The organism is Streptomyces sp. NPDC001070, assembly GCF_053598835.1.
The window spans coordinates 17,844-30,358 of sequence record NZ_JBSFLB010000010.1; the positions used below are offsets into that span (position 1 = coordinate 17,844).

The following is a 12,515-nucleotide window of genomic DNA, read 5'->3' on the forward strand; positions in this document are numbered from 1 at the left end:
CTCACCGGCACGCACGACCGGCACGGATGAGCAGCACAGCGGTCATCACCGAACCCGCAAGGAACACCGAGGAGCAACCATGTTCGTCAACGAGGACAACATCACCGAGCTGGCGGCCCAGCGCTGGGCGACCTCGCACGCCCCGCGCCAGGCGGAGCTCATGTCCGCCCTGATCCGTCACCTCCACGCGTTCGCCCGCGAGGTGGAGCTCGCCGAGGACGAATGGATGGCCGCGATCCAGTGGCTGACCGCGGCGGGCCGGATCAGCGACGACAAGCGTCAGGAACTGATCCTCGCCTCCGACGTGTTCGGGCTGAGCACGCTCGTGGTGCAGCTGAACAACAAGTTCGCGCCCAGGGCCACCCCCGCCACCGTCCTCGGCCCCTTCCACATCGACGGATCCCCCGCCGCCCCGTACGGCTTCGACATGTCCGACGGCATCGCCGGAACGCCGCTGTTCATCACCGGCAAGGTCACCGGCCTGGAGGGCAAGCCCGTTCCCGGGGCCGTTCTCGACGTGTGGCAGGCCGACGCCGACGGCGCCTACGAGGCGCAGCTCCCCGAGATCGACGAGGCGCGGCTGCGCGCGAAGTACCGCGCCCGCGAGGACGGCACCTACTGCGTCCGCACCATCGCCCCGCGCGGTTACGCCATACCCATGGACGGACCGGTCGGCGACCTGATCAGCACCACCGACATCAGCCACTTCCGCCCCGCGCACGTCCACTTCCTCATCAACGAGCCCGGGTACGAGAAGCTGATCACCCATCTGTTCCAGGAGGGCAGCGAATACCTGGACAGCGACGTCGTGTTCGGCACGAAGGAAGCGCTGGTGGTGCGGTTCACCGAACGGCCGGCGGGATCCGCGCCCGACGGGACCGCGATCGACGTGCCGTACCTGCACGCCGAGTACGACTTCGTCCTGCAGTCCGTCTGACGCCGCGTCGGTCGCGGGCGCTTCGGGCGGGCACCGACGAAGGCGGACGAAGACGTCAGCCGGCGGCGATGCCCGCGCCCTCGGCGCCGCCGGGGTCCCCGGTCTCCGCGGCGCCGTGCGCGAACGCCGCGGCGGCGGGCCGGACCTCGGCGTGCGGCCGGCTCTGCCACAGCGCCCAGTCCGCCGATACCTCCCCCGCCGCGCGCAGCAGCAGGGGGAGGTGCTTCGTGGTGAGCACGTCCACCGCGGTCTCGGCGGCGTGCACGGTGACGTTCATCGCCGCGCGGACCACCCCGTCGCCGTCCCGCACCGGCACCGCGACCGACCGTACGCCGGGGGCGAGTTCCTCGTCGGCCAGCGCCCAGCCGCGGGCGCGCACCGTGCGCAGCTCCGCGGCGAGCTCCTCACGCGACCGCTCCGGGAACTCCGGCAGTCCCGAACGGCTGGGCTCGGCCAGGACGGCCTCCAGTTCCTCCGGGCCCAGGGCGGCGAGCAGCACCTTGCCCTGGGAGGTCTGCGGGGCGGGGAACCGGGTGCCGATGTCCACCCGCAGCGCGATGATCTTCGGCACGGAGACCCGGGCCACGTAGACGATGTCCGACCCGTCCAGCTGGGCCATCGAGGACGACTCCCCGGTCTGCTTGACCAGGGTCTCCAGGTGGGGGCGGGCCACATCCCACAGGCCGAGCGAGCTCACGTAGGCCATGCCCAGGCGCAGCACACGCGGTGTCAGGGTGAACGCGCCCTGGTCCGAGCGGACGTAGCCGAGCTCCTCCAGCGTCAGCAGCAGGCGGCGGGCGGTGGGCCGCGCCAGCCCCGTCGCCGCGGCGATCTCGCTCAGCGTCAGCCGGTGGTGCCGGGCGTCGAAGCAGCCGAGCACGTCCAGCCCGCGGGCCAGTGCCTCCACGAAGTCCGGACCGCTACCGCGCCCTGCCATCCGATGCCTCCCGCGTCGACGACGGCGATGCCCGGTACGTCGGTGACCGTAGGGCGGACCGCTCCCAGGCGGCGTCGCGCCTGCGTCCGTTCCCTTTTGCCGGCCCCCGACTGCACAGGCATCCTCTCGTCAGCCATTATACGGACGATCGTCCGCCGTGACGGCGGCACTCGGTCCCGTGGCCTCGCGCGTACCCGCGTCTGCCGGGAGCGGGCAACGAGCGCCCGGCCACGCCCCCGTCACCGGCAGGACGCTCCGCCGGGATCCCGCCGACTGAATGGGCACGTCCCGGACCCGAGACACCGGCAACGCTCTCCGCCTGGGACGACGGTGCCCCGGCGGGCCCGCGGGCCCGCCGTGAGCCCGGGTCAGTGCACGTTTCCCCGCGGCTTCAGGGGCACCCGCGGCAGTTCGGGCGCGGGCAGCGGCTCGCCGTCGTATCCCTTCACCTGGCCGAACCGGTCGCCGGTCATCCAGTCGGCGCGGGCCCGCTCGATGTCCTCCTGGGTGCGGCCGATGAAGTTCCACCACATGATGATCTGCTCCCCGAAGGGCGTCCCGCCGAGCAGCACGGTCCGGGCCGGGGAGTCGGAGCGGTTGGTCACCGTCAGCGTGTCACCGCCGGGGCGCAGATAGCCGAGTTCGGCCGGCCGCAGCCGCGTACCGGACATGTCGACGTCCCCGCTGTCGACCAGCAGGCCGTGCTCGAAGCGGGGGTCGATCGCCAGGGTGACGGTCGCTCCCGCTTCGATGCGGAGTTCGGCGCCGAGCAGGGGGGTGAAGGTGGGGACCGGCGAGGTGTCGCCGGCGAGGGAACCCAGGAACACCCGCGCCTCGCCCCCGCCGAGGGCGACCGGCGCCGGGACGTAGTGGTGGAAGTCGCGGGCGGTGTCCCGGTGCTCCTCGGGAAGCGCCACCCACAGCTGGACGCCGTGCAGCACCGTGGTGCGCTCGGTGGACACCTCGGAGTGGCTGATGCCGTGCCCGCCGGTCATGAGGTTGAGCTCGCCGGGGCGCACCAGGGCATGGGTGCCCAGGCTGTCGCGGTGCTCGATCTCGCCGCTGAAGAGCCAGCTCACGGTCTGCAGCCCGGTGTGGGGGTGGGGCGCGACGTCCATGCCGCCGGTGGCGGCGATGTCCTCGGGTCCGTAGTGATCGGCGAAGCACCAGGCGCCGATCAGCGAGCGGGACCGCTGCGGCAGGGTGCGCCGGACGGTCATCGCCCGGGGCCCGCCCAGGGGGACGTCGCGGGCGGACAGGATCTCCACGGTGGCCTCGGCCTGGGTCTCACTCATCTGTCGCGCTTCTCACACAACGGGTGCTTCCGATTTCAACAATCATGGAGTTGATGATACGGCGGTGCCCGCGAAGGACGACGGGCACCGCAGGGCGGCCGGAGACGGCCCGGCGAAGGAGTGATGGTGAGCGACACGACCGCGGTACGGACGGACAGGCGGATCTTCATCGACAAGCAGAGCCCGCGCGCCTACAAGGCGATGCGGGCGGCCGCCGAGACCGTGCGCGCCGTGGCCACGGAGGCCGGGCTCGACCGATCCCTGGTGGAGCTGGTGAACATACGCGTGTCGCAGCTCAACGGCTGTTCCTTCTGCCTGGACCGTCACTCCAGGGCGGCGCTTGACGCGGGCGAGACGCCGCAGCGGCTGTCCGTGCTGCCCGCCTGGCGCGACACCGAACTGTTCACCCCCCGCGAGCGGGCGGCACTCGCCATGGCCGAGGTGACGACCGACCCCACCGACGCCGCGGCCCAGGAGCAGGCCTACGAGGCCGCGCGCGAGGTGTTCAGCGACGACGAGCTCTCGGCCCTGATCTGGGTGGCCATCACCATCAACTCCTTCAACCGGGTCTCCATCCTCAGCAAGCACCCGGTGCGCCCGGCCCCACGGCCCTGACGCGCCGCCCGGGGTGAAGCCCACCCCGGACGGCGGGTCCGGCGGGGCCCGCGCCGGCCCGGGGCCGCGGTCAGCCGATCGGCTCCCGCTGGGCACCCGGGCCGCTCTGGACGCGCTCGATGTACTCGGGGGCCAGGCGGCTGACCTCGTCGAGCCGGGCGAGGTCGTCGTCGGTGAGCGTGAGCGAGGCCGCCGCCAGGTTGTTCTGCAACTGTTCCATACGGGTGGCACCGACGAGCACGCTGCTCACCCCGGGCTGGTGCATCACCCAGGCGAGCGCCACCTGCGCGACCGTGGCGCCGTGCCGCCCGGCGATCTCGTCGAGGCGGTCGACGATGTCGTACCCGCGCGCCTCGTCCACCGGCGGGTTCGACGCCTTCCCCCACCGCGTCGACCTGTCGTGCTCCATGCCGCGACGGAACTTGCCGCTCAGGAATCCGCCGGCGAGGGGGCTGTAGACGAGCAGCCCGAGCTCCTGGTCGCGGACGGCGGGAAGGATCTCGCGCTCGATGTCCCGGCCCACGAGCGAGTAGTAGGCCTGCAGGGAGACGAAGTGCTCCAGGTCGTGCAGGGCCGAGACACCGAGCGCCTTCATCAGCTGCCACGCCGCGAGGTTGGACGCGCCGATGTAGCGCACCTTGCCCTGGCGGACCGCGTCGTCCAGCGTGCGGAGCGTCTCCTCGAGCGGGGTCAGCGTGTCGAAGCTGTGGATCTGGTACAGGTCGATCCGGTCGGTGCCCAGCCGCCGCAGGCTGTCCTCCAGCTGGCGCATGACGTGCACGCGGGACAGGCCCATGTCGTTGGGACCGGCGCCCATCCGGCCGTAGACCTTCGTGGCGAGGACGACGTCGTCGCGCCGCCCGCCGAGTATCCGGCCGAGTACCTCCTCCGACTCGCCGGCGGAGTAGATGTTCGCGGTGTCGATCAGGTTCACGCCGGCATCGAGCGCGGCGTCCAGCATCTTGCCGGACTCGGTGTCGCCGAGGCCCCCGAGCACCTTCCAGAAGTCGTGGTCGCCTCCGCCGAAGGACATCGTGCCCAGGCCGAGCCGGGACACCAGAAGTCCGGTGTTGCCAAGTCGCGTGTAGCGCATGTCGTCGTCTGCCTTGCCTCTACGTGTCACTGCCCCGCGGACCGGACAGCGGTGCGCCGTTCAGGGGCACATTGGACAGTATGCACGACACTATGTCGGACACAGTGTCCGAGGCAGTACGGTGACATGCGGGACGAAGAGAATGGGCGTCCGGTCAACCAGGGAGCAGCAGGCATGGCATCGATCACCCGCCCGACCCGCCAGACCAGGCGCCGCGCGGACTCCGAGGCGGCGGTCCTCGCCGCCACCGAGCGGCTCCTCCAGGCCGGGGCCACCTTCACCGAGCTCGGCGTCCAGCGGATCGCCGCGGAGGCGGGCGTGGCCCGGTCGACCTTCTACCTGTGCTTCCGCGACAAGACCGACCTGCTGATCCGGCTCACCGCCCACATGAAGGAGGAACTGTTCCGGATCGGCGGCGACTGGCGGCCGACCGGACCGGACGGCGGCCCCGACGGCCTGACGGCGATCTACGTCGAGCAGCTGCGCTACTACCGCGAGCGCGGACCGCTGCTCGCCGCCATCGCCGAAGTGGCGGCCTACGACGCCGAGATGCGCGAGGCGAGGGCGCGGGAGATCGACCGGTTCACCCGGCACATCACCCTGCTGATCGAGGCGGAGCAGGAGGCCGGCCGTCTCCACCGGGGAGTGGACGCGGCGACCGCCGCGCAGGTGCTGGCCTGGGGCGGTGAGCAGGTCATCGCGCGCCAGGTGGCGATCGGTGACCCGGCCCGGGACGAGGCGGTGGCCCGTGACCTCGCCGAGTCGCAGTGGTACGGCACCTACCGCCGCCCGGAGGCCTGAGCCCTCGCGCACGGCGGAGCGGGCGCGACCCGAGATGCGACTCGGCCAACTCCCGCCTTTACGTTCGAGGGGCGGGGCGACGAGAGCAGCGCACCCCTCCCCCACCCACGGAGCGATTCCGCGCGAAGTGCTACGACTGCGTCCGGGAAGCCCGCCACCACAGCGACGGCATCGGCGTCCGCACCCGCTGCGGCCTGTCCACCTGCGCGGAGCACTCCCGCGTCGTCCGCCTCCTTGCCACCAGCCCAAGGGGCCGGGCCGGGCGACCGGCCGCCTCACCGCCCGCCGGGTCGTCTCCACCACCTGCCACACCGCCGAGACCGCCGACTGAGCACGGCCGCCCCGCGACCACCTCAGCTAAATTTGACTTCGTCAATTCTCGGGCGTAGCGTCGGTCAGCGCGCGGCTGTGGTGCGTGCCCGCGGTCCGCCACCCGCGCGGCGAGCAAGAAGGAGCGTGACGCCGGCCATGGAGCAGCCAGTGGGCGACCTGCTCAAGAGCAGGGGGCTGCGCAGTACGGCACAGCGCCGCGCCATCCTCACCGCCCTGCAGGGCCACCCGCACTCCACGGCATCCGAGCTCGAGGCGCGGATCGGCGTCGGCCCGTCCGCCCCGGGCGGGCTGTCCAAGCAGGGCCTCTACAACGTGCTGGAGGACCTCACCAAGGCGCAGCTGATCCGCTGCATCGAGCCCGCCGGCTCCCCCGCCCGCTACGAGCTGCGCGTCGGCGACAACCACCACCATCTGGTCTGCCGCAACTGCGGCCGCATCGAGGACGTCGACTGCACGGTCGGCGCCGCCCCGTGCCTGGACCCGGTGGAGAACAAGGGCTTCGCCATCGACGAGGCCGAGATCACCTGGTGGGGCCTGTGCGACCGGTGCCAGAAGGCCTCCACCGAGGCGTAGCCACGCCCTTGCGGCCCGCACGCCGCACCCCTCGGAACGTCGAGCCCTTGGATCCGCATCCGCACGAACCAGGGGCTTTCGTGCTGCCGGGAGCGCGGTCCGCCTCCTCCCCGGCCCATCCGCCCACTCTCGCCGCAAGCTCGGCGGCCACGCGGCGCGAGCGCGGCAGCCGCCCCGAACTCCCCGCATCCGCAAGGGCATCCGGCGGGAGCGATCACCGCCGGGGCGGTCGTCGACGGCGCCCCGGCGGACCGCACGGAGACCGCTCGGCGATCCGATCGACTCACGCACCGCCTAGATTTGACTCGGTCCAATCTGAGAGTAGTGTGGGAAGCACGACACCACGGGCCCACGCCGGCCCCACCTCCGGCATCAGCGATCCGGTGCCGCGCGCCCGCCCGCGGCGGGCCCGCCGCGGGCACGTCTCCCCCTTCGCCGGCCGGGGGCACACCTCAACACACCGACCGATCCCGGCCCGTGCCGCCGCCACCCGGCGCAGCAGGGGGCCGCCGCGGCGGAAGCGGATCACACCGCACACCGCTCACCCCTCGGAACGGAGTTCACCGTGACCTCGACCCTGCACGACTCCCGTACCGCCAATCGGCGCCGCGCCTACGACGCCGCGCCGTTCATCGCCTCCGAACCGCTGGCCACCACCCTCCAGGACGTCCTCGTCGACCTGCTCGAACTGCACACGCAGACCAAGCAGGCGCACTGGAACATCGTCGGCACCGGCTTCCGCGGCCTCCACCTGGAACTGGACGAGATCGCCGCCACCGCCCGGGACGCGGCGGACGAGTTCGCCGAACGGATGCGGGCCCTCGGCGCCGCCCCCGACGGCAGGACCGACGCCGTGGCGCGGAGCACCACGCTCCCGGAGTTCCCCCAGGGCCGCGTCGAGGTCGCCCGCGCGGCGTCCCTCGTGCTCGGCCGCCTCCACACCATCGGCTGCGTGCTGCGCGCCGCGTTCAGCGCGACGGGCGACGAGGACCCGGCCACCGGGGACCTGATCAACACCACGCTCCAGGCGATCGAGAAGCACGCCTGGATGCTGCGCGACCGGCTCGCCCACGCGTGACGCCCCACGGGGACCGCCACGCCCCGCTCCCGCCCTCCGGCGCAACCGGCGGGCGGGGGCACGACCGGCCGGCGGCCGTGCCGCGTGAACCTCCCGCCCCCTCAGCTCCGTTCGTACGGCCGCAGCGCGCCGACCGAGCGCCGGACGGCCTCGGCGTGCCCGAACAGCCCGGGCAGGCCGCCGGTGTGCAGGAAGACGGTCCGCTGCCCGCGGCGGATGTCCCCGTCGCGTACCGCCGCGACGAGTCCGGCCATGGCGCGCCCGGTGTAGGTGGGGTCGAGGGCGAGTCCCTCGGTACCGGCGGCCGTCATCATCGCCTCCATGACCGGCTCGTGGAGCGTGGCGTACCCGGCGCCGACCTGGTCGGTGCGGATGCGCAGCGATCCGGGGTCGACGGCGCGGTGCGCGACGGCCCCGGTCAGGCCGGCGACGATCGCCGCGGGCTCGTCCACGGCCCCGCAGTGGACACCCAGAACCCGTTCCTCGCCCAGCGCGGCGACGAGGCCGGCCATGGTGCCGCCGGAGCCGAGTGCCACCACCACGTGTGCGAGGCCGGGCAGTTGGGCGTGGAGTTCCTCACCGCACTCCACGTAGCCGTGGGCACCGGTGGGGCTCGAACCGCCGAAGGGGATCAGGTACGGAAGCGCGCCCTCGCTGCGCAGCTGCCCGCACACGTCCTCGGCGACGCCCGCGAGGGTGCTGGGCTCGCCGTCGCCCGCCCACAGGACCCGCGCGCCGAAGAGTCCGTCGAGGACGAGGTTGCCGGTGCCGGAACCCGCGTCGGGTGCCGTACCGGGGAACACGAGGACGACGTCGAGCCCGAGTCGCGCACCGGCGGCGGCGGTCAGGCGGGCGTGGTTGCTCTGCGCCGCGCCGACGGTCACCAGGGTGTCCGCGCCCGCGTCGAGGGCCTCGCCGATCGTCCACTCGAGCTTGCGGACCTTGTTGCCGCCACCGCCCAGCCCGGTGAGGTCGTCACGCTTGATCCACAGGTCGTCCGCGTCCAGCCCCAGCGCGGCGGCCAGGCGCGGCATCGGCTCGACGGGGGTGGGCCAGGTGGACAGCGTGATCTTGCCGGGCATCGACTGCGCTCCAGGGTCCGACTGCGGCGGGGACCGGCGCCCTCGACGGCGCCGGTGGACTCCATTGTGGGCCTCCCGGGGCGCAGACCTGCGCCCCGGGAGGCGGAGGAGGCGGACGGTGCCGCGTTGGCCGCCGCCGCGGCTCCGAGGGACACTCGAAGTCTCCCCCTGAGGAGGTGGGATCGCCGTGAGCGAGTACGAGCGCTCCATGAACATGACGGCCTCTGCCGACCGTGTTTTCGACCAGGCGGAGGACCTCGGCCGCATCGAGTCCTGGCTCCCCGACGAACTGCACGTCCGCTCCGCCGCCCCGCCGGACGTCACCGTGCACGACGACGACACCGGACGGGACGCCGACGCGCTCTTCCGGGCCGACCGCGCGCACAAACGGCTGGAGTGGGGCACCCGGGAGGACGACCGGTACTCGGGCTGGCTGCAGGTGGACCGCACGGACGAACGCAGCAGCGAGGTGACCATCCACCTGTCGTTCGTCGACGAGAGCATCGCGCCGCCGAGGAACGCCGTCGACCAGGCGCTGGACGAGAGCCTGCACCGTCTGTCGCGGATGGTCACCGCCTGATTCCGGCGGCGCGACCGCGCTGCCGGGGCCGCCTGTCGGCGCCGGCCGCACCGCCGAAACGAGAGGACGGCTCCCGGGGTGTCGCACATCCCGGCGGACCCGGGTCCGCCCTCCCGCTCCTCCGCCGTGAATCCCGGTTTGGACCGAATCAAATATGAGGCTGGGTCCGGAGCCGCGTCACCAGGGCAGCGGGCCCTCGGCGTCGAAGTAGCCCCCGGTCGGGCCGTCCGGGCCGATCTGGGCCATGCGGACGATGATCTCGGCGCCCTCCTCTACGGTCTGCGTGCCCGTGTTCCCGTTCAGGTCGGTCGCCGTGTAGCCGGGCTCCACGGCGTTGATGCGCATCTCGGGGAACGCCTTCGCGTACTGCACGGTGATCATGTTGACCACCAGCTTCGACGCCGGGTAGGCGACCCCCGGGTAGAGGTACGCCGGCGCGGACGGATCGGTGACCCGGGCCATCGACGCCAGACCGCTGCTGACGTTGACCACCACCGGGGCGGCGGAGCCCCGCAGCAGCGGCAGGAACGCGTGCGTCACGCGCACGACGCCGAAGACGTTCGTCTCGAAGACCGGCCGCATCGTCCCGGGCGTCACCTCCGCGGCGCCGATCACGCCGTTGCCCGGTGTGCGTCCCTCGATGCCCGCGTTGTTGATCAGCACGTCCAGGCCGCCCTCGGCCTCGACGGCCTTCACGGCGGCGGCGACGGACGCGTCGTCGGTGACGTCGATGTGCACCGTCCGCGCGCCCAGCCGCTCGGCGGCCAGGCGCCCGCGTTCGGCGTCCCGGCTGCCGATGTAGACGGTGTGCCCCGCGGCGACGAGCCTGCGGGCGGTCTCGAAGCCGAGGCCCTTGTTCGCTCCGGTGATCAGCGTTGTCGTCATGTGTCTGCTCCTGGTGTGAGCGCCAGTGATGTGCCTCCAGGCTCCGCCGGGCCGGCCCGGGCAGGCAGTCGACCCGTTTTCCTGGGACTGCGGGTACCAGGCAGGTGCCCGACCGGCGACGCACACTGGGGACCATGGCGGCAACGGAGTTCGGCAGGGCGGTTCGGCGGTGGCGCGACAGGGTGGCCCCGGACGCCGCCGGGCTGCCCGTCGGCGGGCACCGGCGGGCGGCGGGGCTGCGGCGCGAGGAGCTGGCCCAGCTGTCGGGGGTCTCCGTCGACTACGTCACCCGGCTCGAACAGGGCCGGGCCTCCCACCCGTCGGCGCAGGTCGTGGAGGCCCTGGCCAGGGCGCTGCGGCTGTCACCGACCGAGCGGGCGCACCTGTTCCAGCTGGCCGGGCTGGCGCCTCCGGGCCCGGACACGGTGCCCGCGTACATCACCCCGAGCGTCCAGCGGCTGCTCGACCGGCTGACCGGCACCCCGGTCGCGGTCTACGACGCGTCCTGGACGCTGCTCGTGGCCAATCCGCCCTACGCGGCGCTGATGGGCGATCCGTCCGGATGGCGCGGCAACCAGCGCAACGGCGTGTGGCAGCACTTCCTCGGCGGCGGCCGGGCCCGGCGCACTCCGGAGTACCTGCCCGCGTTCGAATCGGCGCTCGTCGCCGACCTCCGCGCGGCCGCCGGCCGCTACCCGGCCGACCAGCAGCTGCGGCAACTCGTCACGGAACTGCGCGCGCACAGCGACCGCTTCGCCGAACTGTGGGACGCCGGCGCGGTCGGCCGTCACGAGGCGGCACGCAAGACCATCGACCACCCGCGCGTGGGCCCGCTGACGCTGGACTGCGATGTGCTCACCGTGACGGGCAGCGATCTGCGCATCATGGTGTACACCGCGGAACCGGGCACCGAGGACGCCGAACGCCTAGCGCTGCTCACCGTGCTCGGCACCCAGCAGCTCACCGGGTAGCGGGCAGCCGTCATCCGCCGGCCCGGGCCCCGTCCACCCGGGCCGCGAGCTGCTGGAACGCCGTCGGGAACGTCCTGAGGGGCAGGAAGTCGCGGATGCGGCGGGCACACTCCACCGGGGACGTCGCGGTGGTGTCGCACTCGAGGTCGTACAGGCCGTGCGCGTGGACGAGGCCGAACTGGCGGACCGCCAGGCCCGCCGGACGGTCCCCTCGCTCCCGCTCGCGCCGCTCCAGTTCCCCGGGCGAGCAGTGCACCCCGACCAGGACGACATCCTCCGCAGGGAAGAGCCCGAGGCAGTCCCGCAGTCGCCACGGCTCGCTCAGGACATGGTCGACCACCACGTTGTTGCCGCCCGCGGCCATCCCGGCGACCGCGCGGTGGAAACCCATCCAGGTGCGCCGCAGGACGCCCGGCAGTTCGTCCGGGGTCACCTCGCGGCGGGAGCGCATGGCGTGGAAGGCGTCCACGGGCAGGTGGAAGTAGGTCTCGTCCAGGGTGCGCAGCAGTTCCCGCGCGATGCTCGACTTCCCCGAGCTGGACGTCCCGTTGAGGAAGACGATGAGGCCGGTCCTGGCGACGGCGTCGGGCAACGTGCCTCCTCCGCCGCCGGCCCGCCTCGGGCCGCGGGGGCGGCTGCCCTACGGCGCTTGCGTGCCGGGCGCGTTGGGGGCTGTCGACGGCTGGGTGGGGGGAGGACTCACCAACCGGTCCTCCACTGCGGACAGGACGAGCATCAGGCCGAGCAGGAACACCGGCAGCCCGAGCGCCAATGCGGCGATCATCGCAGATCCTCCGTGTGCGGCGGCGGCGTTCGCCGGCAGCGGGCGAGGACGTCGGACGAGCGGCGGCAGTCGTGGGCGAGGTGTGGCACGGGCGACATGGGCACCTCCACTTGGCGTCGCATGCCCGCCTTCCCCGCTTCGGGCGTTGTATGGCGGCGCCCGGGAACCCCGGCGCTCCCGCATGCCCGTCCCGGGCGCCGGGCCCGGTCGGGTCAGTAGCGGAAGGCGTCAGGGCCGTCGAGCCGGCCGAACCGCCGCGGGTGCGGAATCTGCTCCGGGCGCTGGGCCCACCGCGCACGGCGACGGCGGGCGCCTCCGTGCTCGCTCCAGTAGAGGACCGCGACGACGCCGGCCGTCGCGCACAGCAACGCGCCGACGACGACGCTGTACACGGTGCCCGCCGAGATCGCGCCGATCAGGGCGCCCAGCACGACTCCCAGCATTCCCGCACCGAAAACGAGCCTGCGAATCTTCAAATCCATGAAGAATCACTCCCTTTCGCCAGAACGCATTCCCCGGTGAACGCCCGTCAATCCACGAATCGCCTTAAC

The 12,515-nt window shown here is 72.9% G+C and carries 15 protein-coding genes; 7 read left to right on the forward strand and 8 right to left on the reverse strand.

Annotation, left to right across the window (positions count from 1 at the left end):
* Window positions 1–79: 79 nt before the first annotated feature.
* Window positions 80–937, forward strand: coding sequence for a dioxygenase family protein (locus ACWDAS_RS14195; protein ID WP_450389641.1), 858 nt, complete (start codon window positions 80–82; stop codon window positions 935–937).
* Window positions 938–992: 55 nt separating this feature from the next.
* Here the strand turns inward: ACWDAS_RS14195 and ACWDAS_RS14200 are convergent, their stop codons facing one another.
* Together ACWDAS_RS14200 and ACWDAS_RS14205 are read right to left on the reverse strand one after the other, a co-directional pair.
* Window positions 993–1,874, reverse strand: coding sequence for an IclR family transcriptional regulator domain-containing protein (locus ACWDAS_RS14200; RefSeq protein WP_450389643.1), 882 nt, complete (start codon window positions 1,872–1,874; stop codon window positions 993–995).
* 368 nt (window positions 1,875–2,242) lie between these two features.
* A complete protein-coding gene (locus ACWDAS_RS14205) occupies window positions 2,243–3,169 on the reverse strand; it encodes a pirin family protein (protein ID WP_450389644.1) in 927 nt (308 codons plus the stop codon).
* 201 nt (window positions 3,170–3,370) lie between these two features.
* Here ACWDAS_RS14205 and ACWDAS_RS14210 point away from each other — a divergent pair, with 201 nt between their 5' ends.
* Window positions 3,371–3,784, forward strand: a complete 414-nt coding sequence (locus ACWDAS_RS14210) for a carboxymuconolactone decarboxylase family protein (protein ID WP_450390072.1) — start codon at window positions 3,371–3,373, stop codon at window positions 3,782–3,784.
* Between the two features lie 70 nt (window positions 3,785–3,854).
* Here the strand turns inward: ACWDAS_RS14210 and ACWDAS_RS14215 are convergent, their stop codons facing one another.
* A complete protein-coding gene (locus ACWDAS_RS14215) occupies window positions 3,855–4,877 on the reverse strand; it encodes an aldo/keto reductase (RefSeq protein ID WP_450389646.1) in 1,023 nt (340 codons plus the stop codon).
* Window positions 4,878–5,051: 174 nt separating this feature from the next.
* On the opposite strand from ACWDAS_RS14215, the gene ACWDAS_RS14220 reads away from it, so the two are divergent.
* From ACWDAS_RS14220 to ACWDAS_RS14230, 3 genes are all read left to right on the forward strand, one after another.
* A complete protein-coding gene (locus tag ACWDAS_RS14220; RefSeq protein ID WP_450389648.1) occupies window positions 5,052–5,678 on the forward strand; it encodes a TetR/AcrR family transcriptional regulator in 627 nt (208 codons plus the stop codon).
* Between the two features lie 468 nt (window positions 5,679–6,146).
* The gene (locus ACWDAS_RS14225; RefSeq protein WP_450389649.1) at window positions 6,147–6,584 is read left to right on the forward strand and encodes a Fur family transcriptional regulator; all 438 of its coding nucleotides are present in this window, start codon (window positions 6,147–6,149) and stop codon (window positions 6,582–6,584) included.
* A gap of 565 nt (window positions 6,585–7,149) precedes the next feature.
* The gene (locus ACWDAS_RS14230; protein ID WP_450389651.1) at window positions 7,150–7,662 is read left to right on the forward strand and encodes a Dps family protein; all 513 of its coding nucleotides are present in this window, start codon (window positions 7,150–7,152) and stop codon (window positions 7,660–7,662) included.
* 101 nt (window positions 7,663–7,763) lie between these two features.
* On the opposite strand, the gene ACWDAS_RS14235 is transcribed toward ACWDAS_RS14230, so the two are convergent.
* Entirely contained in the window at window positions 7,764–8,744 is a 981-nt protein-coding gene (locus tag ACWDAS_RS14235) for a D-cysteine desulfhydrase family protein (RefSeq protein WP_450389652.1), read from the reverse strand.
* A gap of 187 nt (window positions 8,745–8,931) precedes the next feature.
* On the opposite strand from ACWDAS_RS14235, the gene ACWDAS_RS14240 reads away from it, so the two are divergent.
* Complete coding sequence (locus tag ACWDAS_RS14240; protein WP_450389654.1) at window positions 8,932–9,324, forward strand: SRPBCC family protein; 393 nt, start codon at window positions 8,932–8,934, stop codon at window positions 9,322–9,324.
* 177 nt (window positions 9,325–9,501) lie between these two features.
* Here the strand turns inward: ACWDAS_RS14240 and ACWDAS_RS14245 are convergent, their stop codons facing one another.
* Window positions 9,502–10,209, reverse strand: coding sequence for an SDR family NAD(P)-dependent oxidoreductase (locus tag ACWDAS_RS14245; protein WP_450389656.1), 708 nt, complete (start codon window positions 10,207–10,209; stop codon window positions 9,502–9,504).
* A gap of 134 nt (window positions 10,210–10,343) precedes the next feature.
* Between ACWDAS_RS14245 and ACWDAS_RS14250 the strand changes: the two genes are divergently transcribed.
* The gene (locus tag ACWDAS_RS14250) at window positions 10,344–11,180 is read left to right on the forward strand and encodes a helix-turn-helix transcriptional regulator (protein WP_450389658.1); all 837 of its coding nucleotides are present in this window, start codon (window positions 10,344–10,346) and stop codon (window positions 11,178–11,180) included.
* 10 nt (window positions 11,181–11,190) lie between these two features.
* On the opposite strand, the gene ACWDAS_RS14255 is transcribed toward ACWDAS_RS14250, so the two are convergent.
* From ACWDAS_RS14255 to ACWDAS_RS14265, 3 genes are all read right to left on the reverse strand, one after another.
* Entirely contained in the window at window positions 11,191–11,772 is a 582-nt protein-coding gene (locus ACWDAS_RS14255) for a chloramphenicol phosphotransferase CPT family protein (protein WP_450389660.1), read from the reverse strand.
* A gap of 48 nt (window positions 11,773–11,820) precedes the next feature.
* Entirely contained in the window at window positions 11,821–11,964 is a 144-nt protein-coding gene (locus ACWDAS_RS14260) for a hypothetical protein (RefSeq protein ID WP_450389662.1), read from the reverse strand.
* A 212-nt stretch (window positions 11,965–12,176) separates the two neighbouring features.
* The gene (locus ACWDAS_RS14265) at window positions 12,177–12,446 is read right to left on the reverse strand and encodes a hypothetical protein (RefSeq protein ID WP_450389664.1); all 270 of its coding nucleotides are present in this window, start codon (window positions 12,444–12,446) and stop codon (window positions 12,177–12,179) included.
* Window positions 12,447–12,515: the final 69 nt, after the last annotated feature.

What these genes read in the sequence shown, in the direction of transcription:
- ACWDAS_RS14195 (WP_450389641.1), top strand. Translation starts at nt 80, where the DNA reads ATGTTCGTCAACGAGGACAACATCACCGAGCTGGCGGCCCAGCGCTGG.
- ACWDAS_RS14200 (WP_450389643.1), bottom strand. Translation starts at nt 1,874, where the DNA reads ATGGCAGGGCGCGGTAGCGGTCCGGACTTCGTGGAGGCACTGGCCCGC.
- ACWDAS_RS14205 (WP_450389644.1), bottom strand. Translation starts at nt 3,169, where the DNA reads ATGAGTGAGACCCAGGCCGAGGCCACCGTGGAGATCCTGTCCGCCCGC.
- ACWDAS_RS14210 (WP_450390072.1), top strand. Translation starts at nt 3,371, where the DNA reads ATGCGGGCGGCCGCCGAGACCGTGCGCGCCGTGGCCACGGAGGCCGGG.
- ACWDAS_RS14215 (WP_450389646.1), bottom strand. Translation starts at nt 4,877, where the DNA reads ATGCGCTACACGCGACTTGGCAACACCGGACTTCTGGTGTCCCGGCTC.
- ACWDAS_RS14220 (WP_450389648.1), top strand. Translation starts at nt 5,052, where the DNA reads ATGGCATCGATCACCCGCCCGACCCGCCAGACCAGGCGCCGCGCGGAC.
- ACWDAS_RS14225 (WP_450389649.1), top strand. Translation starts at nt 6,147, where the DNA reads ATGGAGCAGCCAGTGGGCGACCTGCTCAAGAGCAGGGGGCTGCGCAGT.
- ACWDAS_RS14235 (WP_450389652.1), bottom strand. Translation starts at nt 8,744, where the DNA reads ATGCCCGGCAAGATCACGCTGTCCACCTGGCCCACCCCCGTCGAGCCG.
- ACWDAS_RS14245 (WP_450389656.1), bottom strand. Translation starts at nt 10,209, where the DNA reads ATGACGACAACGCTGATCACCGGAGCGAACAAGGGCCTCGGCTTCGAG.
- ACWDAS_RS14250 (WP_450389658.1), top strand. Translation starts at nt 10,344, where the DNA reads ATGGCGGCAACGGAGTTCGGCAGGGCGGTTCGGCGGTGGCGCGACAGG.
- ACWDAS_RS14260 (WP_450389662.1), bottom strand. Translation starts at nt 11,964, where the DNA reads ATGATCGCCGCATTGGCGCTCGGGCTGCCGGTGTTCCTGCTCGGCCTG.
- ACWDAS_RS14265 (WP_450389664.1), bottom strand. Translation starts at nt 12,446, where the DNA reads ATGGATTTGAAGATTCGCAGGCTCGTTTTCGGTGCGGGAATGCTGGGA.